Origin of the sequence: Streptococcus taoyuanensis (genome assembly GCF_029589235.1) — a bacterium.
Lineage (GTDB): Bacteria > Bacillota > Bacilli > Lactobacillales > Streptococcaceae > Streptococcus > Streptococcus taoyuanensis.
On sequence record NZ_JARQVW010000011.1, the window covers coordinates 1 to 26,259 of the forward strand.

The following is a 26,259-nucleotide window of genomic DNA, read 5'->3' on the forward strand; positions in this document are numbered from 1 at the left end:
CAAGACGCAGTGGTTGAGTGGGCTCTACTACGCTGATTTCATCAGCTTTTACAGCCCTACTCAACTGTGCGGAGGTGGGACGACGAAATCGAATTCTAACGAATTACCGATTTCTGTCCCACTCTCTTTTCTTATTTATTCACGTTTTCCCATTTCCAGTTTTGAACTTCTGGAATGTCGTCTCCGTTTTCACGGATGTAGTCATGGTGGAAGGCGATTGTTTCATCCATCTTCGCTGCAAATGCGCTTGCTGCATCTCCAAGAGCTGCATTAGCTGCATCTTGTGCCAAGTGGAAGCGATCCAACTCAGACATCACACGCATATCAAATGGTGTGGTGATATCCCCGTTTTCACGGTAACCATGTACACGAAGGTTATGGTTATGACGGTTGAAGAAGATATCACGGATCATGCCTTCGTAACCATGGAAGGCAAAGATGACTGGTTTATCAGTTGTGAAGACTTTGTCAAATTCTTCATCTGAAAGTCCACGCGCATCAACGGATGGGTGACGCAATTTCAAGATGTCTACCACATTGACAAAGCGGATCTTCAATTCTGGGAAGGCTTTATGCAAGATTGTGATGGCTGCAAGAGCTTCTAAGTTTGGCTCTGTACCTGCAGCTGCAATAACAAGATCTGGCTCTTCATCTGCTGAAACAGTTGATGCCCAATCGATCACCTTGTATCCTTCACGAACCAATTCTTCTGCTTCGTCAGCTGAGTAGAATTGAGGACGTGGGTGTTTAGAAGAAACGATCAAGTTGATCACATCTTCTCCCTTGAAGGCTTGATCCATCACTGCAAGCAAGCTATTGGTATCTGCTGGCAAGTACTCACGAATATATTCAGGAGTTTTCTCAGCCAAGTGAGTCAAGATACCTGGATCTTGGTGAGTATAACCATTATGGTCTTGTTGGAAGACCGTTGAAGTTGCAATCAAGTTCAAGGCTGGGTAGTTTTTACGCCATGTTGTATGGGTCTTAGACTTACGCAACCATTTGAAGTGTTGAGTGATCATAGAATCCACAACACGAAGGAAGGATTCGTAAGAGGCGAAGAATCCATGACGACCTGTCAAGACATATCCTTCAAGCATACCTTCTGCTTGGTGCTCTGACAATTGAGAGTCAATGACACGACCAGCAGGGCTCAAGGCTTCATCGTAGTCTGGTTTCATACGTCCTAACCATTGACGGCTTGTACGAGTGAAGACTTCTTGAAGACGGTTTGATTTGGTTTCATCTGGACCGAAGATACGGAAGTTATCTGGGTTCGCATCTACCAAGTCTGCCGCATACTTACCAAATTCGATCATGTCTTGAGCCATGATTTCACCTGGTGTGTTGAATTGAAGGGCATGTTTCTTCCAATCAGCTGTGTTCATTGGTTTGATCACACCAGCATTTGTGATTGGGTTCATCGCCATGCGACGGTCACCTTTTGGTGCAATTTCCGCAATTTCAGGAAGTAATTTACCAGTTTCGTCGAACAATTCAGCTGGACGGTAAGATTCCAACCATGAAAGAAGGGCATCGACATGCTCCATGTGGTGAGCATCTACTGGGATTGGCACTTGGTGAGCACGGAATCCACCCTCGATTGGTGTTCCTTCCCATGCTTTTGGACCAGTCCAACCTTTAGGAATACGAGCAATCAAGACAGGGTATACTGGTTGAGTTGCTTCTTCAGCAGAACCTTTACGAGCTTCTGCTTGGACTTTCTTGATTTCTTCAATTGCTTCGTCCAATTTTTCAGCGAACAAAGCGTGTGCAGCTTCGTGGTCTTCTGAAATTGCAGTGACATTCGCAAAGATCGGTTTCCAACCAAGACCTTCAAAGAAGAGGGCCAATTCTTCGTCTGTTTTGCGCTCGAAGATCGTTGGGTTGTGGATCTTTCCACCATTGAGGTAGAAGATTGGAAGGATAGCCCCATCGTTGACTGGGTTCAAGAAGGTATTTGACAACCAACCAGCCATCAATGGACCTGTTTCTCCTTCACCGTCACCGATAACTGTGGCAGCAATCACATCTGGATTATCCAATACAGCACCAGCAGCGTGAGAAAGGGCATAACCAAGTTCTCCACCTTCGTGGATAGATCCTGGTGTTTCAGGCGCCGCGTGAGAAGCGATTCCTCCTGGGAATGAGAAGATCTTACACAAGTGTTTGAAACCTTCTTCATTTTGTGGGATGTTTGGATTCAATTCAGTATAAGAACCATCTAAGTAAGAGTTCGATACCATTACTTGTCCACCGTGACCTGGTCCTTCAATGTAGAACATATCCAAGTCGTATTTGTTGATGGCACGGTTCAAGTGAGCATAGATAAAGTTTTGCCCTGGTACAGTTCCCCAGTGTCCGATTGGGTGAGCCTTCAAGTCATTTTCAACGACTTCGCGCTTCAACAATGGGTTATCTTTCAAGTACATTTGAGCAGCTGAAATATAGTTGGCTGCACGCCACCAAGCGTCTACTTTATCCAAGTAAGCTTTGCTGTTATAATCGACAGTCATCTTGTCTCCTCACAATTTCTAGACAGGTCTGTTGGACAACCTGTTCGTTTGATCAATAATTTAAACAATCTGTTTTCAAGTCAAACAGATGATATTGAAGAAAATATTCAATATTACTTCTATTCTATCAAGAATTTCCCTTTTTGTACATCAGAAAGTAAGAAAAATATTCTTTGAACGTCAAATTTTAATTCCCCACTAAAGTGGTCCTATTCCCTACAGGGATAGGTTTTAAAAAAAGACTTTGCTAATTTTTGCAAACGAGCAAAGTCCCAAATGAAATGGAGTCGGTTAAATGACTTTTTGACCTTTCTTGTAGACATCTGTCACGAGATTTGTCGCAAAGAAATAGAAGAGATAATCTAGATTTGGTGCATCAAAGATGGTAATGTCAGCCTGTTTACCAACATCGAAAGAGCCGATTGTTTTAGCACGATCTACTGAATAGGCTGCATTAATGGTTACCGCATTGAGAATTTCTACTGGAGTTAGGCGCATCATGAAGCAACCCAGGTGCATGGCAAACTGGAGATTGGCTGTCGGACAGGATCCTGGATTGCTGTCGGTTGTTAGGGTAATGGCCATCCCAGCGTCCAACATCTTACGAGCCGGTGCATAGGTATCTTCCATGAGGCTGAAGGTTGTAGCAGGCAACAGATTGCCGATAACTTTGGCTTTTGCTAGTTTTTGAATCCCTTCATCCGTAATCACCATCAAGTGTTCTGCACTAGTAGATTCCAATTCAGCCGCCACGTCAACACCACCAATGGATTCGATTTCATCGGCATGAATCCGCAGTTTGAAGCCCATCTCCTTAGCTTTAGAAAGAAGATAGCGGGATTCATCTGCTGTAAAGACACCTTTTTCACAGAAAATATCACAGAACTCAGCTAGCTTTTCTTCCTTCACTTTGGGAAGCATTTGCTCCACAATGAGATCTAAATATTCTTGGGAACGGCCCTTGTATTCTGTTGGGATCGCATGGGCTGCCATAAAGGTTGATACCAGATCAATTTCATGATCCCGGTCCAAGGCAGCTACTACATCTAGTTGGCGTTTTTCAGTTTCCCAATCCAAACCATAGCCACTCTTGGCTTCGACAGTAGTCACCCCATGACGCAACATGTAATCCAACAGTCGTTCGGACTTGTCATAGAGATTATCGAAGGAAGCTTCTCGTGTCGCCCGAACCGTGCTCAGAATTCCACCGCCTTGAGCGAGGATGTCTAAGTAAGAAACACCTGCTAACTTTTTCGCAAATTCATGTTCACGACTGCCTCCATAGACCAAGTGGGTGTGGCAGTCAATCAGGCCAGGAGTCGCAACTTTTCCTTCACAGGATTTCACTTCCGTATGGTCATCAATCAGTTCTGGATCTGGTTGACCTGTCCCAACTGCAAGAATCTTTCCATCTTTAATGGCGATATAAGCATCGGAAAGAATTTTTGCCTCTGCCATCTCCTTGCCATAGAGAGGATGACCTAGATCATTTGGACAAAACAATTGGTTAAAGTGGGTTAATAGGATATCAGCAGACATATGAAACATTCCTTTCTATTTCCATTGTTATTCATTTTACAATTCTACAGGAAAAGCGTCAAAAAAAAGTCAAAAAGTTTTTCCCTCATTTTTTTTTGCTTTATTAAAAATTATATTTTTTTTTGACTCTTTATTGACGTTTCTTCGATACAATAAAGAAAATATAAATTCACAGTCCAACTATAAGGAGGGTTCTGCTATGTCATTTATAGACGAGAAAGAAATTGCAGCTGCTATGTCTGTCAAACTTGACTTTGATGTCCTACCTGAAAAGGCGACTTTTCAAGAAGGCATCCGTCGTGCACCTGATAGAGGCTTCCGCTTAACGCAAGCTCAGACTGAAATTGCCCTTAAAAATGCTTTGCGTTACATTCCTAAAAAATTCCACCAAGAGTTGATCCCAGAATTTCTGGAAGAACTGAGAACTCGCGGTCGGATCTATGGCTATCGCTTCCGTCCAAAAGATCGGATCTACGGAAAACCAATCGATGAGTACAAAGGAAAATGCACAGCTGCTAAGGCTATGCAGGTCATGATTGACAACAACTTGAGCTTTGAAATTGCTCTTTATCCATATGAATTGGTCACTTATGGGGAAACAGGATCTGTCTGTGCCAACTGGATGCAATACAACTTGATCAAGAAATACTTGGAAGTCATGACAGAAGACCAAACCTTGGTGGTTGAATCTGGTCACCCTCTTGGCCTCTTCAAATCGAAACCAGAAGCTCCTCGTGTCGTCATTACCAACGGTCTCTTGATCGGTGAGTATGACAACATGCGCGACTGGGAAATTGCTGAAGAGATGGGAGTGACCAACTACGGTCAGATGACGGCTGGTGGCTGGATGTACATCGGTCCACAAGGGATCGTTCACGGTACTTTCAACACCCTTCTCAATGCTGGTCGTCTCAAACTCGGTGTGCCTGATGATGGCGACTTGACCGGTAAACTCTTTATTTCATCTGGTCTCGGTGGAATGAGCGGAGCTCAAGGGAAAGCAGCTGAAATCGCAAAAGCGGTGGCCATCGTCGCTGAAGTGGACCGCTCTCGGATCGAAACTCGTCACTCTCAAGGCTGGATTAGCCAAGTGACAGACAGTGCCGAAGAAGCTGTGAAATTAGCTCAAGCAGCACTGGAAGCTGGTGAATCCACTTCGATTGCCTACCATGGTAATATCGTAGACTTGCTCGAATATGTCAACGAACACCAAGTCCATGTTCATCTCTTGTCTGACCAAACCTCTTGCCACAACGTTTATGATGGTGGCTATTGCCCAGTTGGCATTAGTTTTGAAGAACGGACACGTTTGCTGGCAGAAGACAAAGAAACCTTCCGCCGTTTGGTTGATGAAACCTTGGCTCGTCACTTTGCAGTGATCAAAGCCTTGACAGCTAAAGGTACTTACTTCTTCGACTACGGTAATGCCTTCATGAAATCTGTTTACGACTCAGGCATCAAGGAAATTTCTAAGAATGGCTTGGATGACAAAGACGGCTTCATTTGGCCATCTTACGTAGAAGATATCATGGGACCTATGCTCTTTGACTATGGTTATGGTCCATTCCGTTGGGTCTGCCTCAGCGGTAAACACGAAGACTTGATTGCAACTGACCATGCAGCCATGGAAGCGATCGATCCAACTCGTCGCTACCAAGACCGCGACAACTACAACTGGATTCGCGATGCGGAAAAGAACCAACTGGTGGTTGGTACACAAGCACGTATCCTCTATCAAGATTGCATGGGCCGTGTCAACATTGCTTTGAAATTCAATGAACTCATTCGCCAAGGCAAGATCGGACCGGTCATGATCGGACGTGACCACCACGACGTATCTGGTACAGATGCTCCATTCCGTGAAACATCAAACATCAAAGATGGTTCGAACGTCACTTGTGACATGGCGGTTCAATGTTACGCTGGTAACGCTGCTCGAGGTATGAGTCTCGTCGCTCTCCACAACGGTGGTGGTACTGGTATCGGTAAAGCCATCAACGGTGGATTTGGTCTCGTTCTAGACGGTAGCCACCGGATCGATGAAATCATCAAGTCTGCCATTGCCTGGGATACCATGGGCGGGGTTGCTCGTCGGAACTGGGCACGGAACGATCATGCCATTGAAACAGCCATCGAGTACAACCGTCTCCATGCAGGAACAGACCACATCACCATTCCGTATCTGGCAGATGAAGATTTGGTCAAAGAAGCCGTTCAAAAATTGTTTTAACATCAAAAAATAAAAACTGAGAAAGGGGAGGAAAATACAAAGACTCCTCCTCCCCAACTTCTCCTATAAAAAGAGGTAATCATATGGCAAAAATTGTTGAATGTATTCCAAACTTCTCTGAAGGACGCAATCAGGCTGTGATCGACGGATTAGCAGCTACAGCAAAAAGTATTCCAGGTGTCACTTTACTAGACTACTCGTCCGATGCCAGCCACAACCGCAGCGTCTTTACACTCGTTGGGGATGAAGAAAGCATTCAAGAAGTGGCTTTCCAATTGGTGAAATACGCTTCTGAAAACATTGATATGACCAAGCACGAAGGCGAACACCCTCGTATAGGGGCAACAGACGTTTGTCCATTCGTTCCGGTTAAGGATATCACTACAGCTGAATGCGTTGAGATTGCTAACAAAGTAGCCGAACGCATCAATCGTGAATTAGGTATTCCAATCTTCCTTTATGAAGATGCTGCAACTCGCCCAGAACGGAAGAACTTGGCGAAAGTGCGTAAAGGACAATTTGAAGGAATGCCAGAAAAATTGTTGGAAGAAGACTGGAAGCCAGACTACGGTGAACGCAAGATTCACCCAACTGCAGGGGTTACAGCTGTCGGTGTCCGTATGCCACTCGTTGCTTTCAATATCAACCTTGACACAGACGACCTAGAGATTGCCAATAAGATTTCTAAAATCATTCGTGGATCAAGCGGTGGATACAAGTACTGTAAAGCGATCGGCGTCATGCTAGAAGATCGCAACATCGCCCAAGTCTCCATCAACATGGTCAACTTGGAACAATTCCCATTGTATCGTGTCGTTGAAACCGTTCGTTTCGAAGCGCAACGCTATGGTGTTCGCATCATCGGAACAGAACTCATTGGACTGGCTCCTGCTAAGGCTTTGATCGACTCTGCTGAATACTACTTGCAATTAGAAGACTTTGACTACAGCAAACAAGTCTTGGAAAATCACTTGTTGGGTTAGAAAGGGAGTTCTATGAAACTAGTTGACTTAAGTATTACGGAGTTTGCCAAAGTTCTTGGTTCAGATGCTCCAGCTCCAGGTGGTGGTTCTGCTGCTGCTCTATCTGCTGCGAATGGGATTTCCCTTACAAAAATGGTCTGTGAACTGACCATTGGAAAGAAAAAATACGCAGAATTTGAAGACCACATCAAAGGGGTTCATGAAAAAAGCGCTCAACTCCAAGACCAATTACTAGAAGCCATCGACAAGGATACAGAAGCCTTCAACGTCGTATCAGCTGTCTTTGATCTTCCAAAAGAAACGGAAGAAGAGAAAGCTGCTCGTCGTGAAGCCATGCAAAAAGCTTTGAAACATGCGACAGTATCTCCTTTCTCTATGATGGAGCTCATCGTTGAAGCTCTTGAAACCACCAAAGAAGCTGTTGGCAAGTCCAACACTAATGCGGCTAGTGACCTAGGGGTAGCTGCTCTGAATCTTAAAGCTGGCCTTCAAGGTGCTTGGCTCAATGTCTTGATCAACATTTCAGGAATCAAGGACCAAGACTTCGTCCAAGAATACCACGGCAAGGGACTCAAACTTCTCCAAACCGGTTCTGATCTTGCAGATAACATTTACCAAACCATTTTAGAAAGTCTATCTTAAACCTAGCAAATAAAAATAAAGAAAGAAGGGATTCTATGGTTTTATCGGATATTGAAATTGCCAATTCTGTCCAAATGAAGCCCATCACCGATATCGCTGCTGAACTTGGATTGACCGAAGACGATATTTCGCTCTACGGAAAATACAAGGCAAAAATTGATAGCAACCAACTGGAACAACTCAAGGATAAGGAAGATGGAAAGCTGATCCTCGTGACAGCCATCTCCCCAACACCTGCTGGAGAAGGAAAGACAACCACCTCTGTTGGCTTGGTCGATGCTCTTTCAGCTATTGGTGAAAAAGCCGTCATTGCCCTGCGCGAACCTTCTCTTGGCCCTGTCTTTGGGATCAAGGGTGGAGCTGCCGGTGGCGGGTACGCCCAAGTGGTTCCAATGGAAGATATCAACCTTCACTTTACCGGAGACTTCCATGCCATTGGGATTGCCAACAACCTCCTTGCAGCCTTGATTGACAACCATATCCATCACGGCAATGAGTTGGGCATCGATTCTCGTCGCATTACCTGGAAACGGGTGGTCGATATGAACGACCGTCAGCTCCGTCATATTGTCGATGGCCTTCAAGGAAAAACAAACGGGGTTCCTCGTGAAGATGGCTTTGACATCACCGTGGCTTCTGAAATCATGGCCATTCTCTGTCTCTCAGAAAATATCCTTGATCTCAAAGAACGTCTTGATCGCATCATTATCGGGTACAACTACCAAGGACAACCGGTCACAGCCAAAGACCTCAAGGCTGGAGGGGCCATGGCAGCTGTCCTCAAAGATGCCATCCATCCGAACTTGGTGCAGACTTTAGAACATACTCCTGCCATCATCCACGGTGGACCATTTGCCAATATCGCCCACGGCTGTAACAGTGTGCTGGCTACTAAACTAGCCCTCAAATATGCAGACTATGTCGTGACAGAAGCTGGTTTTGGAGCAGACCTCGGTGCTGAAAAATTCATCGATATCAAGTGCCGTATGGCTGGACTCAAACCTGCTGCCGTTGTCCTCGTCGCAACCATCCGTGCCCTCAAAATGCATGGTGGGGTTGCCAAAGCGGACTTGGCTACTGAAAATGTCCAAGCCGTGATCGATGGTCTACCAAACCTAGACAAACACTTGGCCAACATTCAAGAAGTCTATGGTCTACCAGTGGTCGTTGCCATTAACAAATTCCCACTGGATACAGAAGCAGAGCTAGAAGCTGTCTATGAATCTTGTAAGAAACGCAATGTAGATGTGGTCATTTCAGATGTCTGGGCACATGGTGGAGCTGGTGGTCGTGACTTGGCTGAAAAAGTCATTCAACTGGCTCAAGAAGAAAACCACTTCTCTTATGTCTATGACGAAGAAGACAGCATTGAAACAAAATTGACCAAGATCGTCACAAAAGTCTATGGTGGTAAAGGCATCAGCTTAACACCAGCGGCCAAACGCGAACTCAAAGAATTGGAAGCTCTTGGCTTCTCAAACTACCCAATCTGTATGGCCAAAACCCAATATTCCTTCTCAGACGATGCGAAGAAGATGGGAGCACCAAAAGATTTCACAGTTAAAATCAGTAACCTTAAGGTGGCTGCCGGAGCTGGCTTCATCGTAGCTCTCACTGGTACCATTATGACCATGCCTGGCCTACCTAAAGTTCCTGCCAGTGAAAAGATTGATATCGATGCCCACGGCAATATCACTGGTCTCTTTTAAGAAAGAAGGCGTCCTATGGTGACTCTCCTTCATCTTACCCCCGCAGATTATCAAATTTCTACCTGGTCCGGTGGCCAAACCACCCAACTCTTTCTCTCCCCAGAGGGAGGAAGCTATCCAGATCGGACCTTTGACTTCCGCCTCTCTACTGCAACGGTAGAGGTTGAAAAAAGTAACTTTACCGATCTCACGGGCTACCACCGAATCTTGATGCCCTTGAATGCCTCCATTAGGCTCACCCATCACCATAAAGAAGTGGTTTTGAACCCCTTTCAAAGCTACTTCTTTGATGGGGGAGATCCTGTATCTAGCCAAGGGACTTGTCAAGACTTTAATTTGATTTACAAACCTTCTTATCAGGGGCATATGAGTGCTATATCCCCAAAAGAGAGTGTCAAAAGTCAGAGTCGCTATCAATTGATCTACGCTCTCTGTCCACTAACACTCGAATGGGGAAACAATCATTCTCAAACTCTCCAAACTCACGAGCTCCTGGTGATCGAACAAGCATCTCCTCTTCAAGAGATGACAATCACGTTTTTACCCCATCAGTCTGGGGAGCAACCGATTGCTATCTGGACTGGACTACAATAATGTTCACAAAGGAGAAACATTATGAACGGAGCACATAAACAGTCGATTGAGGAACAAGAAAAAGCGAAATTCAGCTTTAGCGGTGCCACTCTTTACGGTATCAACGCCGTAATCGGATCTGGTATCTTCCTCCTTCCTCAAAAAATTTATTCTGGCCTCGGACCAGCTTCTCTAGCTGTCATGTTCGGGGTTGCCATTCTCGTCATGCTACTATCAGCCTGTCTGGCTGAAACAGCTGGCTACTTCGACAAAAACGGTGGAGCCATGCAATACTCAAAAGCCGCTTTCGGAGACTTCGTTGGCTTTAACGTTGGGATTCTCGGTTGGGCCGTTACTGTTATCGCTTGGGCTGCCATGTTAGCCGGATTTGCTAAGATCTTCATCATCACCTTCCCAGCATTTGAAGGCTACAACCTTCCGATCAGTATCGGTATGCTGATTCTCTTGAGTCTGATGAACATTGCCGGTCTGAAAACCTCTAAGATGTTTACTCTGACAGCTACTGTTGCAAAATTAATTCCAATTGTCCTCTTCTCACTCTTTGCCATCTTCTTCATTCCCGGTGGCGTGAGCAAGGGCAACTTCACACCTTTCCTTCAATTGGAAAGTGGAACAAACCTCTTCAGTTCTATTTCTAGTACAGCCGTCTACATCTTCTACGGTTTCATCGGATTTGAAACCATGTCTATCGTTGCAGGGGAAATGCGCAACCCTGAAAAGAACGTTCCCCGCGCTATTCTAGGTTCTATCAGTATTGTATCTGTTCTCTACATGTTGATCATCGCAGGAACAATCGCCATGCTTGGTGGTCGCATTATGCAAACTGGTGCACCAGTACAAGACGCATTTGTCGAAATGATTGGCCCTATCGGAGCTCCACTCGTTTCTTACGGAGCCCTCATTTCAATCGCCGGTCTAAACATCGGTGAATCCATCATGGTCCCTCGTTTTGGTGCCGCATTAGCAACTGAAAAACTCTTGCCAGAAGGGCTTGGAAAAACAAACTCTAAGAATGCCCCTGTCATTGCCATTATCATTTCTGGTATCTTCGCCTTCTTACTCTTGTTATCTGGCTCTTTCGAAACATTAGCAACCTTCAGTGTTGTCTTCCGTTTCTTCCAATACATTCCAACTGCTTTGGCAGCCATCAAACTCAGAAAAATGTACCCAGACAAAAAGGTTACCTTCCGAGTACCATTTGGTCCTGTTATCCCAGTTCTAGCTGTTGTGATCAGTATCTTGATGATTGCAGGGGACAACCTAATGAACTTTGTTTGGGGTGCCATCGGTCTCGTGATCGCAAGTGGACTCTACTTTGTTTTCCACGGCGATAAACTACATAAATCGAAAACCCTTCCTCACTAATTTTCTTTACACACTAGATGGGAACAGAGACGGGAGTGAAGCTCGGTTTTGCTCCCTAACCCATCTAGGACTCCACGAATGTCAAACCTGAGCCCTTTTCTCTATGACTCCTTTCAATTTTTTTAGATCAATAGACAATGGGCCCATGTTTGGTATTCAAACCGAAGTAAACAACACTACTTCCACAGAACAACTATTCATAATCGGAGGTTTTATATGACTCAATTGATTCATTTAGATGGTAATAGCTTAACACTCGAAGAAGTCATCGCTGTCGCTCGGCACGGTGCCCAATGTGAGCTTGATGAACAAGCCAAAGAAGCCGTTATCGCATCCCGTAAAATCGTTGATGACATTGTCCGGGAAAAACGAGTCGTCTATGGTGTAACCACTGGCTTTGGTTCCCTCTGTAATGTCAGCATCTCTCCAGAAGATACTGTTCAACTGCAAGAAAACCTGATCCGAACTCACTCATCTGGCTTCGGTGATCCACTTCCTGAAGATGCTGTTCGTGCCATCATGCTGATCCGTATCAACTCACTCTTGAAAGGTTATTCTGGCATTCGTCTGTCAACCGTTGAAAAACTGTTAGAATTGCTCAACAAAGGAGTCACTCCTTATATCCCTGAAAAAGGCTCTCTCGGAGCTTCTGGAGACCTTGCTCCTCTTTCTCATATGGTTTTACCAATGTTGGGCCTTGGACGTGCCTACTACAAAGGAGAACTTCTCAGTGGTCAAGAAGCCTTAGATCGTGCTGGAATTGAAAAGATCCAATTAGCTGCCAAAGAAGGGCTTGCCTTGATCAATGGTACGACTGTCCTAACCGGTATCGGTGCTCTTGCGACTTATGATGGTATCCAATTGCTCAAACTCTCTGATATCGCTGGTGCTCTCTCAATGGAAGTTCACAATGGAATTACCAGTCCATTCGAAGAAGACCTTCATTCCATCCGCCCACAAAGTGGACAATTGGCAACTGCTCGCAACATCCGTAACCTTCTTGAAGGAAGTAAGAATACCACTGTTGCGACTCAACAACGGGTACAAGATCCTTATACACTTCGCTGTATCCCTCAAATACATGGAGCCAGCAAGGATTCTATTGCTTACGTAAAAGAAAAAGTTGAAATCGAAATCAACTCTGTCACAGATAACCCAATCATTACCAAAGAAGGACACGTCATCTCAGGAGGTAACTTCCACGGTGAACCAATGGCGCAACCATTTGACTTCTTAGGCATTGCCCTTTCTGAAATTGGGAACGTATCTGAACGTCGGGTGGAACGCTTGGTCAACAGCCAACTCAGTAAATTACCATCCTTCTTAGTCAAACACCCTGGACTCAACTCAGGCTTCATGATTACCCAGTATGCTTGTGCATCCCTTGCATCGGAAAATAAAATTTTGGCTCACCCTGCTAGTGTCGATTCTATTCCATCTTGTGAAAACCAAGAAGATTTCGTCAGCATGGGAACGACTGCCGCTCGTAAAGCAGCAGAAATTCTTAAAAACTCACGTCGCATCGTTGCTACTGAAATCATGGCAGCTTGCCAAGCCTTGGATCTCAAGCCAGAAAATCATGAACTTGGTAAAGGGACAAAACCAGCTTATGAGCTGATTCGTCAAAAACTGAACTTCATTGAATTTGACAAAGATATCGAAATCTTTGAAGAACTTAATAAAGCATCTGCTGTTGTCGAAAGCGAAGAATTCTTAGCAACCATCGAAAAAGCAGTTGACTTAAGCATTCAATACTGATACAGTAAGAATAAAGCAAAACAGAGGCTGGCGATCTTCTCAGCCTCTGCCTGCTTTCAGAAAAATAAGGGAGGCGACAAGCTTGCTCACAAACTACTATCCAATGACCTACAGCTACTACCAAGGTAGCATCGAGGACAATCCCTACACGGCCAAATGGGGAATGGTCACCAAATTTTTAGACCTAAACGACGAGACCCTCACTCCATTTGAGGGTATGACCTTTGGGATCATCGGCTTTAAGAGCGACAAAGGAGTCTATATCAATAATGGGCGTGTAGGAGCAGTCGAGGGTCCTACAGCCATCCGTTCTCAAATCGCTAAACTTCCATGGCACTGGGGAACCAATGTGACAGTGTATGATGTGGGAAATATTGACGGGCCTAACCATTCACTAGAAGAACTCCAAGAAAGTCTCTCACAAGCGATCCAGCGCATGTACCAACTAGGGATCCAACCCATTGTCCTAGGAGGCGGTCACGGAACTGCTTACGGCCACTATCTAGGGATTCAATCCAGTTTAGAAAAAGATGAACAACTGGCTGTGATCAATCTGGATGCCCACTTTGATTTGCGGCCATACGACCAAACCGGTCCCAATTCTGGAACAGGATTTCGTCAAATGGCTGATCATGCGAAAGAAAAAGGTCAGGACTTCCCTTACCTCATCCTTGGGATCCAAGAGCACAATAACAACCTCTTCCTCTTTAATTATGTCGCTAAAACACCAAGCATTGATTTCTTAACAGGGCAAGACCTCTTCCAGATGAGCCACCAAGCCATTCTGGATCGAATCGATCAATTTTTAGAAAACCAAACCGCGATCTATCTGTCTATTGATATGGATTGCTTTGCGGTCGGCTCTGCTCCTGGTGTTAGCGCCATCCAATCATTGGGTGTCGATCCCAAACTGGCCCTTCTGCTTCTCCAACACATTGCTGCTAGTGGTAAGCTAATCGGATTTGATGTCGTGGAAGTTTCTCCTCCTCATGACATTGACAACCATACTTCAAACCTTGCTGCGACCTTTATCTTTTACTTGACCCAAATATTGGCGCAACAAAAACTGAACTAAGAAGATTTCTACACACATAAAAAGCATAGAAACACCCATTGCTTGGGTATTTCTATGCTTTTTTCATTTTCGCCTGAAAGGAGGCATGGCCTCTTAGCCTTCTCTTATGATTTAGATAAGAGACACTACAGGTCTTTTAATTTCTTAAGAAACTGACGATCTCTGTAGGGATTCAAGTGTTGCTCTGCCACCTTCTTGTAGTAATTCTTATCTTCTTTCAAGAAGGTCCTCAGGGCAGGATCGAGCTCTTCTCCCTTCTCCTTTTGATTAGATAAGAAAGCCAATAGATAATGAACCATTCCCTTATCCCGAGAATTGGCAGATGGTTTCATCGTCCTTTCTTTTCGAGCCAGATAAGCCGCAACCTTCTCTTGATCTCCTTGCTGGCAAGCGATTAAGGATTGATAAAATTCGAGCAATTCTTCCTTCCAAGGGAAACGAACACTGGACAAAATCTTCTGAGCTCTGTCAAAACAGCGGCGAGCTTGGATCAAATCTCCCTTCCAATAATAGGCGATCCCAAGATCAATATCAAAGACGACACGGACGGAATCAACAGCTTGATCCCCCACTAAGCGCAGAACCTCTTCTAAGTGGGTGACCGCTACTTGGAAATGGCCCCTAATTTGCTCGATTTCAGCGAGGTAGGCCAAAGAAGCTGCAATTTGAATGGCATACTTGGCCTGCATGCTATTGGTCAAACTAAAGCAATCAATAGAGCGATACAGATGCCGAGTCGCCTGCTCCTCATCCCCAACCATCAGGTGATACAAGCCCTTCAAACGCAACTGGATCGCGATGACCTCATGATTATTGGCTTGGATGGCATCTTCCAGAGCCAAATCTGTATAATAGGCCATCTCAGAGATATTTTCAGTTTGAATGCAATAATAAATGATTTGCCGATAACCCTCTAAGAGGAAGTCGGATTGCTTGAGTTCCCGCGCATAGGAGATGACTTTTTGGATATCATGAATCCCCTTTTGATACTCCCCACTTCGAATAAAATAGCGACCTTCTAGGTACAAGTAACGCAGTTGCAAATACTTGTATTCTCTATCTCTTTGGTGCCTTGAAAAGAGGTTATCTAATTCTTGGCGAATGCGGGATAGCTCTCCAAAAATGTCCAAATGACTATTTGTACCATCTGATAGGAACCCCTCATCTACCTTGGAATATATCGGAAACAGTTCATGCTCCAGCTGAAGAATTTCTTCTAAGTAGGTCAACTCAAACGATAAGGAACGCAAAAGATTTTGGGATTGCTTGTATTGGTAGGCAATTTCCTTATAAAGAAGAAGGTCCGTCGAATCTTCTAAAGTTTCTTCCAATTTTTGCGCAATTTGTTGGTGGAAGAGGCGCCGTCTAGCTGGCGAAAGAAGATGGTAAAAGTACATAGCTACCAATTGCTTGCAGAATTGAACCATGAGAGCCTCTCCTTCTTCTACGATTGAGACGATCGCTCTTTCAGATAAAGGCTCGATTAATTCTGTCAAAACAGGAAGCTCTGTAGCCGTCAATTCCGCCAAGATAGACAGAGAAATTGGCTTATGAAAACACGATAGGTAGTGTAGAAGAGCCTCTTCCTCGCTGCTCATATCCCCAAGCTCCTGAGAAAGATAAGCTTGAATGATATCAGGCAAGGGTTCTAAATTTTCATTTTCTTTCCACTCTTCGATATAGCTGGATAGTAAGAACGGACTGCCTTCACTCCATTCGACCATCTGCTCCATCACTGCCGGCTCTATTGCTCCCAGTTCCCCTTTCAAGAGAGCACGACTTTCACTAGGATCAAAATTGGTCAACTCTAGTTGAGACAGCCGTTTCTCTACCTTTAAGTTCCCCAAGAAGTTGACGAAGAAAGCTGGCAGAGGCTCTTCAGCTGTAAAAATCAGTTGCCATTTCTCCTGGTTTCTTCGCTCCTCTAGTTGTTTCACTTTTTCTAGAGACACTGCATCGAACCACTGGGCGTTTTCAAGCAGGATCAGGAGCGGTTTTTCTTTGCTAAGGCTCTGAAGCTGATTCCATACCGAAATGAGATCATCCTCCTCTTCCAGAAGGGAAATTCCCATCTCATCCCCCATTTTCTCTAGCGCTTGTCTGAGATCATTCCAGGCGCTTCCTTCATAGCGCTGACTGGTAGCTTTTCCTTCCACCTTGATAAAGTTAAAACTGCGATTGGACATCAAGACCAACTGCCGCAACAGACGTTTTTTACCTGTTCCAGATTGCCCCATCACGAGAAAAGGACCTACCGCCTCACCCGTCTCGACTAAGGAAAGGTATTCCTCGAGTTGCGAGAGTTCTTGTTTCCGACCAAAAAAGGAAAGTTCACGGATATTCAAGCGATTGGTCAGTTTATGAGTTCGTTTGGCTTCCAAAACGGAGTGATAAAGTTCCTCAATCGCTCGACTGGGACGCACACTGAGCTCGCGATCCAATAAATCGACTAGCTTATAATAGGTCTCAAAAAATTTTCCTAGCTGATGATGAAAGCTATAATATTCCATCAAGAGCTGGTAGTTTTTCTCTTCAAATTCATCCAGCTCTACCAAATGATGGAGCAAGAGTTCTATACTAGAGTCTCCAAAACCGACCTGCTCAATTTTTTGATAGCAACTTTCGACATAGAGCTTCCTATAAGCATCCCGTTTTCGAGAAGCCCACTGATCAAAGTCTTCATCATCCTTGACATAGAAGCCCTCTAAAAAGTCTCCCCGATAAAGATCCAAGGCACTTAGTGGATCTCTTTCAAAGAGTTTGACATCCAAAGAAAGGCTCAAATCAGGATTAAGGGCCAAACTGCTCCGACTTGGAGAGACAATGATATCTCCTTCAAAGATTTTATTGGCTTGGTAAACCGTATTCCGTAAGTTTTTGCGAGCTACTTGGTTTTCCTTATCTCCCCAAAGGATACCGGCTATTTCATCGCGGTTGACCTGGCCCATGACCGCTAAATAATAAAGCAAGGCCTCCATCTTCGAAAAAGAAAACCGAATAGTTTTCTGATTGAAAACAACCTTAGGGGGTCCAAATAACTTTAACGTGAGATCTTTCTTCATTGCAAGCGCCTCCAAAAACTTCATATTAATACTATAAAAAAAAAGTTGGCTTTTAGCAAGTGATTTATCCAAATAAAAAGAGATTGAGAACGATTCTTTCTCAATCTCTACACTTCCTACTAAAAGTGTTGATTAATTCACTTCAAAATTCGGTTGATGATCAAATAACGCCTTTGTTGCTTGGTAGACGTGGTAAGCGACATCTTCATTGTTCATGGTGTAAAGATGGACACCTGCCACATCTTGAGTAACCAAATCAACGATTTGATCGACTGCATAAGCAAGTCCTGCTGCTCTGAGTGACTCAGGATCATGCTCATACTTGTCCAGAATGGCTTTAAACTTCCGTGGGATATGAACATTTTCACAAGTCTTAAGGAGACGAAGGGCCTGATTACGATTGAGAATCGGCATCACTCCTGCATGAATAGGAACATCGATCCCAGCCAAGGTACACTTATCTTGAAAATCATAGAAACGCTCATTGTCAAAGAAAAGTTGAGTGACCAAGCTAGAGCACCCTGCATCTACCTTCTTTTTAAGATTTTGAATATCTGAAATTTGGTTTGGAGAATCTGGGTGTCCCTCAGGATAGCAAGCACCAATCACCTCAAAATGAGGAGCTTCTGTTTTAATAAATTCAATCAGATCCGTTGCATAACGAAAGTCTTTTAAAGGTTCCACACCAGGGATAATATCCCCACGCAGAGCCAAAATCCGATGAACCCCTACTTCATCTAACTCATGAAGAGTATCGGCCACTTTTTCCTTGCTCAAATAAACGGCTGGTAAGTGAGCAATTGTCGGAATAGACAATTCATTTTGAATATAATTGGCTAAAGCAACCGTCGTCTCTTTGATATTGTATTTATTATTGCTAGCGGTCACACTAATGAAGTGAGGGGCTAGCTCCTGCATATTTGCCAAGGCACGTAAGAGCTTGGCATTGCCTACTTCAGGATTTGGAGGAAAAACTTCAAATGACAGAGACGGTGTGTGTTGTGACATATTCTATCCTTTTCTTTTGTTTCTTTGATCAAGAACTCTGAGCCACTATTTCTAGGATAAGGGAACGATTCGAAAACCCTCTACACGATGATAGAAGGTCCTCGAAACAGTTCTTACAAGTGTTCACGCGCTTCTTTAGCAGCATTAACCAGTTTGATCAAGCTTTCTTTTGTTTCTTTAATTCCACGAGTCTTCAAACCACAGTCAGGGTTGATCCAAACTTTGCCACTTGGTACTTTTGCCAAGATTGCTTCAATAGTGTGATCAATTTCACCGTCTTGTGGGACACGTGGTGAGTGGATATCGTAAACCCCAGGTCCAACTTCTGTTTGGAAGTTTTTCGCTTTCAACTCATCCAAGATTTCAAGGTTTGAACGGCTAGCCTCAAATGAGATAACGTCCGCATCCAAGTTGTCGATAGCTGGGATAATATCTGTAAATTCTGAGTAACACATGTGAGTGTGGATTTGTGTGTCTGGTGCGACAGTTGAGTGTACCAAACGGAAGGCTGGAATCGCCCAGTCAAGGTAGTCTTCATACCAGTCACTACGACGGAGTGGCAATTTTTCACGAAGAGCAGCCTCGTCGATTTGGATGATCTTCACGCCTGCAGCTTCAAGGTCAAGAACTTCATCCTTGATGGCAAGAGCGATTTGAAGAGTAGAATCCTTGATAGAGATATCTTCACGTGGGAATGACCAGTTAAGGATGGTAACAGGTCCAGTCAACATCCCTTTAACCGGTTTGTCTGTACGGCTTTGTGCGTAGCTAGACCATTTCACAGTGATTGGGTTAAGACGAGTCACATCACCCCAGATGATTGGTGGTTTCACCCCGCGCATACCGTATGATTGTACCCAACCGTTTTTAGAGAAGAGGTAACCAGACAAGTTTTGACCGAAGTACTCAACCATGTCGTTCCGCTCAAATTCACCGTGTACAAGTACGTCAAATCCAACTTCTTCTTGCCATTTGATCCATTCGTCGATCGTTTCAGCAAGGAAGGCATCGTATTCTTCTTGTGTCAATTCACCCTTACGGAAGGCCAAACGTTTAGCACGAACTTCCTTAGTTTGAGGGAATGAACCGATGGTAGTTGTTGGAAGTGCTGGAAGCTTGAAGGCTTCTTTTTGGATTTCTTCACGTTCTGCGAAAGCTGGCAAACGAGTGTAGTCTGCTTCTGTCAAAGCTGCGATGCGAGCATGAAGTTCAGCATTTGCTCCAACGCGTTCTGTTGCAAAGAGTTCTTTGTTAGCAGCAAGAGCTTCTGCACCTTGACCGTTACGGATGGCATCCAAGTCACGCAATTCACCCAATTTTTCAACTGCAAAGGCGAAGTGGTTCAAAATAGCTGGTTCAAAATCTTCGTTAGCCGTTGTAAATGGCACATGAAGAAGGGAGCAAGAAGTCGTCAAGACAACCTTTTCAGCTGGAACTTGATCCAAGATTTCCAAGCTCTTTTCATAGTTGTTGCGCCAGATGTTCTTCCCATTGACAATACCTGCATAAAGAGTCTTATCAGCTGGGAAGCCACCTTTCACCAATTCAAGTGTTTTCTTGCCTTCAACAAAGTCAAGACCGATACCATCTACTGGCAAGTTTACAAGGTCATTGTAAACATCACGAACATCACCAAAGTAAGTTTGGATCAAGACTTCAAGACCTTTCTTATCAGCCAAGAGTTTGTTGTAGAGGTTCAAGAAGAGAGCTTTTTCTTCGGCTGTCAAGTCTTTAACAAGAGCTGGCTCATCGAGTTGAATACGAGTCGCACCAAGCTCAGCCAATTTGGCAAAGACTTCTTGGTAAGCAGCAACCAAGCTGTCGACGAAGTCTTCAGCTTTCACACCATCTTCAAAGTCAGATAATTGAAGGAAAGTGAATGGTCCAACGACTACTGGACGAGTGTTGATCCCCAATTCTTTAGCTTCTTGGTACTCATCAAAAATCTTGTGACCAGCCAATTTCACTTCTGTTGTTTTTTCAAATTTAGGAACGATGTAATGGTAGTTGGTGTTGAACCATTTTTTCATTGGAAGGGCACGCACATCCCCTTTTTCACCTTGGTAACCACGCGCCAAAGCGAAGTATTGTTCAAGGTCTGTCAAATCCAAGTTTTGAACAGATGCAGGCACGACGTTGAAAAGGAAGGCTGCATCAAGGAAATTGTCGTAGTGTGAAAAGTCATTTGAAGGAATCTCTGAGATGCCTTGTTCTTTAACGATGTTCCAGTGTTTTGCACGCAAGTCTTTAGCAGCTGCCAAGAGCTCGTCTGCTGAGATTTCTTTTCTAAAGTATTTTTCAGTTGTAAATTTTAATTCACGGAATTCACCCAAACGTGGGAAACCGATAATTGTAGTTGACATGTTGTGTCCTCCAAAAATTCTAATTGACACTATCATATCAGAAGATAGCCGTCTTGTATAATTGCTTTTACACGAATTTTGATATAGCTAAAAACTATAACACAGATTTAATGGGCCTTGAGACCAGAAATCAAAAGTAAAAACTAGGACTCCTTATAAATATTTCCTATAGCCCAAGCGTCCCTGAACCATTTCTGAGCGGATTTTGAGCGGATTCTGCTAGAAGAACAGCCCCTAAAAAGCAAAGCAGGCCTTCTCTACTGAGAAAGACCTGCTTCTACGAGGAAGGAATTTCCTCTATTTTTTTACTTGTATTAGGCTAATTTGACACAGAAGGCATCCCAAGGGGCTAACTTGCCCGATTCGAGGACTTGCTCCACCTTGGTATTGGCAATGAGAACCTCTTCAACTCCATTGACAAGTGGTAAGTCTTGCTCTTGACTTGAGAGATTGACAACGACGAGGTAGGCTTCCACTCCTTCTACCCGCTTGTAAGCAAAAACCTTGTCTGCCGCGTCCACCAATTCATAATCAGCCGTCACAAGCCAAGGATGCTCTTTTCTCAAGGCCACCAGAGCTTGGTAGGTATAGAAAATGGAGTCTGGATCTGCTAGAGCAACCTCAACATTGATCTCTTTGTAGTTTGGGTTAACCGCAAGCCATGGTTGACCTGTCGTAAAGCCAGCTTCTGCTTCATCATTCCACTGCATCGGTGTCCGTGCATTGTCCCGACCAATATGGCGGATCTGATCCATGATCACTTCGAGTGACACTCCTTTTTCTAAGGCTTCATGGGCATAGTTGATTGACTCGATATCTTCCACATCCTCGAGGGTCTTAAATGGATAATTGGTCATCCCGATTTCTTCCCCTTGATAGATATACGGAGTCCCCTTCATCAAGTGAAGCAGAATTGCTAAAGCCTTGGCAGATTTGACACGGTAGTCGCCATCATCTCCCCAAGTTGACACAATCCGTGGGAGATCGTGGTTGTTCCAAAAGAGGGAATTCCAGCCTTCGTCTTTTCCTAATTCCGTCTGCCACTTGGTGAAAATTTCTTTCAATTTTGGCACATCCAATTCTTTAGCGTAGTGCCATTTTGGTTGACCCGGTTGGTATTGAAGACCAATGTGTTCAAATTGGAATACCATGGACAATTCTTGATTTTTTGGATTGGAATATTGCTTAGCAATCTCTGGAGTCGCTCCCCAAGTTTCTCCCACGGTGAGCAGATCCTTATCGCCAAAGGTAGCTTGATTCATTTCCTTCAAATAAGGATGGAGCATGGGACCATTGCTGATGATTTCCTGATCTGGGATCTTACCGATCATATCGATGACATCCATACGGAAGCCACCAATTCCCTTGTCAATCCAGAAATTCATCATGTCATAGATCTGATGACGAAGCTCCTCGTTTTCCCAGTTGAGGTCTGGTTGCTTCTTACTGAAGTTATGCAGGTAGTATTGGCCTGATGCTTCATCAAATTCCCAAGCAGAGCCACTAAAAGCAGAAATAATGCCATTGGGCTCATCGCGCCAGATATAGAAATCCCGCTTTGGACTGTCTGGGTTTTCACGCGCCTCGATAAACCAAGCATGCTCATCAGAGGTATGGTTGACCACCAAGTCCATGATGATTTTGATCTTGCGTTTCTGACCTTCTGCGATCAATTCTTCCATATCTTCCATGGTACCAAAGATGGAGGCAATATCCTCGTAATCCGAGATGTCATAGCCGTTATCATCCATGGGACTCTTGTAGACTGGTGAGAGCCAGATGGCTGTAATCCCTAGCTTTTCCAGATAGTCTAGCTTGCTCGTGATCCCCTTGAGATCCCCGATGCCATCGCCATTACTATCCTTGAAACTTTTTGGATAAACTTGGTAAATTACGGCGTTATGCCACCATTTTTGTTCCATTTTTTCTTCTCCTTTATGATTGTGAAATCACTTTCATCATACAAAAATAGGGGTGAAATTGCAAGAATTTACAAGTCTTCATTCTCTTCACTGGAATAAATCACTTCAAAGAGACGTTGGCGCAAGCCTTCCTCTAAAGGTGTGATGACCTTCATCAACTGTTTCCAATCCTTGGCTCTTGAACAAGCCGCAAATAATTCGTTTTTCCTATCGTAGGCCAGGTTGGCAGATTTTAAGAGCTCAAACATCCGATCTTCTTTGGCAATCGGATGCGATTGCAGCTCACCCATCGCAATTTCTTGACTTTGATTGTCCACTAAAATAGGGGCTGTCTCAAAGGTATGGAGCAAGAAACGGTGCTGTCTCTTTTCAGGAAGCAAGGCTAGATCACCTGTTAAATCCAGTCTAATCTTTCTTTCATCCCAATCGACTGTTACGCGGGTTTCAACCTTGCTAACTCCTTCTCCTTCGACGAGTACGAAGGAACGATTGTCGCCTGGGAAGAGATGCCAGTCCAGCATTTCTGGAAGGTTCACTCCTGTCTGTGGTTGTGCATCCATAGGGATGATGGCTCCCGCACGTGCAAAGACTGGAACATCCTGGCTGGTCCTAAAGACCGTAAGCTTGCCTCTTCCTTCATACTTCCAATCATGGAAGAAATCGTACCAAACGCCGTCTGGGAACCAAACGCTCACAGAAGCACTATGAAAGACAGGATCCAGCGCTTCGGTAATTGGTGCCACCATGAGTTCACTGCCAAAGAAATATTGATTCTTCGCTTCATAAGCCTCTTCTTCGTTTGGGTAGTGGTAATAGAGGGGTTGAACCAAGGGCAGCCCTTCTTCGTGCGTTGCCACATTCATGGTGTAGAGATAAGGCAGTAAGCTATGGCGCAGGCGCAAATACTGCTTCATAAAGCGACAGGTCTCTGGCGAGTAAAACCACGGCTCCTTGCTGTTAAAGGCATTACAAGAACTATGGAGACGATTGATCGGGCTAAAAACCCCAAACTGCAACCAGCGAAGAGCCAAGTCTTCATCATAGTAGCCCCGCATATGGCCACCGATATCATGACTCCACCAGGTGTAGCCGATATTGGAAGCTGTGCTGGTAAAATAGGGTTGAAAGGCTAGGGATTCCCAAGTTACAATAGTGTCCCCTGAAAAACCGATCGGATACCGATGGCTGCCGGGACCCCCATATCGTGATAAAATGAGACCAGCTTGGCCTTTTCGGCAATTGTCTAGATAATGATAGTGATTTAACAACCAAAGGGGATCCATCTTGCCATGACTACCTTGCTGCCAATCAATCCACCAAAAGTCCACCCCTTGATCTTCCAAAGGATGGTGAACATCTTCAAAATAAGCTTCGCGAAAGGCTGGACTATAAAAGTCAAAGCTAGCCGCTTCTTCTTTTTCAGCATCCAGTCCCAAACGTTTTGCGACCATGGGATAAGCATCTTCGAAGGCGCGAATTCCATCTGCCGGATGGACATTTAAGGTCACCTTTAAACCACGCTCATGCAGGCCATTTAAGAAGGCAGCTGGATCAGGAATCAAATCCCGGTTCCAACTATAGCCAGTCCAACCACTTCCAAAGCGAGCAGGAATCGCCGTCTTGTGCCAATCCATATCGATCACACTGACCGCTAGAGGCACCCCTTCTGCTTTGAAGCGATCCATCAAATCTGTGTACTCCTGACTGGTATAAGGCCAATACCGACTCCACCAGTTTCCCAGAGCATAACGTGGCAAGAGGGGGGGTTGTCCCGTCAGATGGTAAAAATCTTTTAAGGCACCTAGATAATCGCGCCCATAACCGAAGAAATACAGATCCACTTCTGGATAGGACCGTGCTCTAAAGCCGCTTTCGTCATCATACAAGTAGGAAGCGGAATCGTCTAAAAGAGCATAGCCGGCCTTGCTCAAGATCCCATTTTCCAACTCCATCGCCCCATCGACCTCGTCAAGTGTCCGACTGGTCCCCTTTAAGGTCTCTGGCTGATCTCCATAGTGCCACCGGCTCCCATAGACTGCATACTGACCCTTGAGCTCAATAAAAAGCCGATCCGGTGTAAAAGGTCCCTTTTCAAAATGAAGGTGGAGATGCTCCGTATGCAGATCGAGGACCTCTTCTGTCTCTACGACCTCACAGGCAACAGGTCCAAAATCTCGATTTTGTACAACTTGCGTCTGACCATCTTCAAAAACACCATCCTCTGAGTATTCCAAGCGCACCAAGGATTCCGTTAATACGGAGATCCGATAGTTTTCTCCCTTTATCACTGGTCCTGCCATTTGTCTGTCCTCCTCTTTTTATAGGGCATCTGACTCGCCCTCTTTTCATCTGATCCGCCTCACTAGGTAAGCGCTTACGATTTTACTATAGCACTCAAAAAAAGGCCTGTCAACACTTGACAGAGCCTTTCCTAAAATTTTATAAGATCAACTTCCCCAATTGATCAAGAGATACATGAGACTCGAGCCAAACATATCTGCCAAGGCATGCATGAGGAAAAATGGCAAGAGATTCTTGACGACCTTCTTGTACATGAAGTAATAAAAGAGTCCATAAATGACGCCAATCACAAGGGCCCAGAGAAGCCCTTGATAGGTGTGGAAAGAAAAACGGATCAGGGTTGAAAAGGCCAGCGCCTTCCACTTGTTCTTCTCACTCACCGAAGTCATTAAGCCCAAAAAGAAAAATTCTTCATAAAATCCATTGAGCAAACCATAAGCAATCGCCATGGGACTCAAAGCCATGAACTTATGGAGGATCTGCATGGGATCGATATAAGGCCAAAGACTCGGACTTAGGTAATTGTATTCACCCGAGACTGTTGAGATAACATCCCCAAAAAGTCCCATCGCTGCAAAGAGCAAAGGCACCCAGATCAAGGTGGACCACTTGAAGCGGATCGGCAATTGTTTAAAATCAAAGCGACGGAGTAGCAAGTAAAGAAGAGCTAGAGCCAGCAAGATCAACTGCAAGGTCATATTGCTGGAATAAGCAGCTCCTTCACTTGCAGTATTGCTACTGTTTGTGGCTACTGCAGTCTGCGCGACTGGCTGAAAACTGGCTAAAAACAGCTGGGTCGAGCGGACAATGAATTGCCCAAAGAGAATGGCCGTCACAATGCCAATATCAAACCATTTGAGCTCTTTTAAGGGCTGTTTGGGTCGTATTCTGTTAAAAAATGTCATCTTTCATCCTTCTATTCCCACCATGGAAGTATTTTTGTTTCTCTTACTTTAGCAATCATTGCTTAAAGAAGAGTTAACCTAGAGAAAAAAACGACCTTTTGGCCGTTTTATTTTATAATGAAGACAACGTCATCTTAAAAACTTTCCTTAGGTGAGGACGGACGTCAGCGAACTTCTTTGAAGTTCCATGACTTAGTTTTGAGCCTCTTCGCTTTTTAATTTATAGTCTCAAAACTCCCGAGTGTTTGAAACAATCATGTTTCAAACACTTTTCTCACAGCGGAAAG

At 44.5% G+C, this 26,259-nt stretch carries 16 protein-coding genes; 8 read left to right on the forward strand and 8 right to left on the reverse strand.

Annotated elements, in window-relative coordinates:
- Positions 1-131: 131 nt before the first annotated feature.
- Entirely contained in the window at positions 132-2,516 is a 2,385-nt protein-coding gene (locus P5Y91_RS07405) for a phosphoketolase family protein (RefSeq protein ID WP_118396553.1), read from the reverse strand.
- A 291-nt stretch (positions 2,517-2,807) separates the two neighbouring features.
- Positions 2,808-4,055 (reverse strand): imidazolonepropionase, encoded by a 1,248-nt coding sequence (hutI, locus tag P5Y91_RS07410; protein WP_118227865.1) that lies wholly within the window; start codon positions 4,053-4,055, stop codon positions 2,808-2,810.
- Positions 4,056-4,254: 199 nt separating this feature from the next.
- On the opposite strand from hutI, the gene hutU reads away from it, so the two are divergent.
- The 8 genes from hutU to hutG all read left to right on the forward strand — a co-directional run bounded on the left by hutU (position 4,255) and on the right by hutG (position 14,411).
- Positions 4,255-6,285, forward strand: coding sequence for a urocanate hydratase (hutU, locus tag P5Y91_RS07415; protein ID WP_023919033.1), 2,031 nt, complete (start codon positions 4,255-4,257; stop codon positions 6,283-6,285).
- 83 nt (positions 6,286-6,368) lie between these two features.
- Positions 6,369-7,268 carry a glutamate formimidoyltransferase gene (gene ftcD, locus P5Y91_RS07420; protein ID WP_118396551.1) on the forward strand — a complete coding sequence of 300 codons (900 nt, stop codon included), beginning with the start codon at positions 6,369-6,371 and terminating at the stop codon, positions 7,266-7,268.
- Between the two features lie 12 nt (positions 7,269-7,280).
- Positions 7,281-7,910, forward strand: a complete 630-nt coding sequence (locus tag P5Y91_RS07425) for a cyclodeaminase/cyclohydrolase family protein (RefSeq protein WP_024054843.1) — start codon at positions 7,281-7,283, stop codon at positions 7,908-7,910.
- 35 nt (positions 7,911-7,945) lie between these two features.
- A complete protein-coding gene (locus tag P5Y91_RS07430; protein WP_118396549.1) occupies positions 7,946-9,619 on the forward strand; it encodes a formate--tetrahydrofolate ligase in 1,674 nt (557 codons plus the stop codon).
- A 15-nt stretch (positions 9,620-9,634) separates the two neighbouring features.
- Positions 9,635-10,213: a HutD/Ves family protein gene (locus P5Y91_RS07435; RefSeq protein ID WP_003008647.1), complete on the forward strand. Its 579-nt coding sequence runs from the start codon at positions 9,635-9,637 to the stop codon at positions 10,211-10,213.
- Positions 10,214-10,234: 21 nt separating this feature from the next.
- Positions 10,235-11,578 carry an APC family permease gene (locus P5Y91_RS07440; RefSeq protein ID WP_049471849.1) on the forward strand — a complete coding sequence of 448 codons (1,344 nt, stop codon included), beginning with the start codon at positions 10,235-10,237 and terminating at the stop codon, positions 11,576-11,578.
- 216 nt (positions 11,579-11,794) lie between these two features.
- Positions 11,795-13,336, forward strand: coding sequence for a histidine ammonia-lyase (gene hutH, locus P5Y91_RS07445; protein WP_031576511.1), 1,542 nt, complete (start codon positions 11,795-11,797; stop codon positions 13,334-13,336).
- Positions 13,337-13,418: 82 nt separating this feature from the next.
- On the forward strand, positions 13,419-14,411 hold the full coding sequence (gene hutG, locus P5Y91_RS07450) for a formimidoylglutamase (RefSeq protein WP_024054987.1): 993 nt from the start codon (positions 13,419-13,421) through the stop codon (positions 14,409-14,411).
- Between the two features lie 125 nt (positions 14,412-14,536).
- Here the strand turns inward: hutG and P5Y91_RS07455 are convergent, their stop codons facing one another.
- The 6 genes from P5Y91_RS07455 to P5Y91_RS07480 all read right to left on the reverse strand — a co-directional run bounded on the left by P5Y91_RS07455 (position 14,537) and on the right by P5Y91_RS07480 (position 25,972).
- Positions 14,537-17,473 carry an ATP-binding protein gene (locus tag P5Y91_RS07455; RefSeq protein WP_118396547.1) on the reverse strand — a complete coding sequence of 979 codons (2,937 nt, stop codon included), beginning with the start codon at positions 17,471-17,473 and terminating at the stop codon, positions 14,537-14,539.
- A 132-nt stretch (positions 17,474-17,605) separates the two neighbouring features.
- Entirely contained in the window at positions 17,606-18,481 is an 876-nt protein-coding gene (metF, locus tag P5Y91_RS07460) for a methylenetetrahydrofolate reductase [NAD(P)H] (RefSeq protein WP_118396545.1), read from the reverse strand.
- Positions 18,482-18,594: 113 nt separating this feature from the next.
- Entirely contained in the window at positions 18,595-20,844 is a 2,250-nt protein-coding gene (gene metE, locus P5Y91_RS07465; RefSeq protein WP_049497962.1) for a 5-methyltetrahydropteroyltriglutamate--homocysteine S-methyltransferase, read from the reverse strand.
- Between the two features lie 314 nt (positions 20,845-21,158).
- A complete protein-coding gene (locus P5Y91_RS07470; protein ID WP_118396543.1) occupies positions 21,159-22,766 on the reverse strand; it encodes an alpha-glucosidase in 1,608 nt (535 codons plus the stop codon).
- A gap of 68 nt (positions 22,767-22,834) precedes the next feature.
- Positions 22,835-25,066: a glycoside hydrolase family 31 protein gene (locus P5Y91_RS07475; protein WP_118396541.1), complete on the reverse strand. Its 2,232-nt coding sequence runs from the start codon at positions 25,064-25,066 to the stop codon at positions 22,835-22,837.
- 147 nt (positions 25,067-25,213) lie between these two features.
- A complete protein-coding gene (locus P5Y91_RS07480) occupies positions 25,214-25,972 on the reverse strand; it encodes a CPBP family intramembrane glutamic endopeptidase (RefSeq protein WP_118396539.1) in 759 nt (252 codons plus the stop codon).
- Positions 25,973-26,259: the final 287 nt, after the last annotated feature.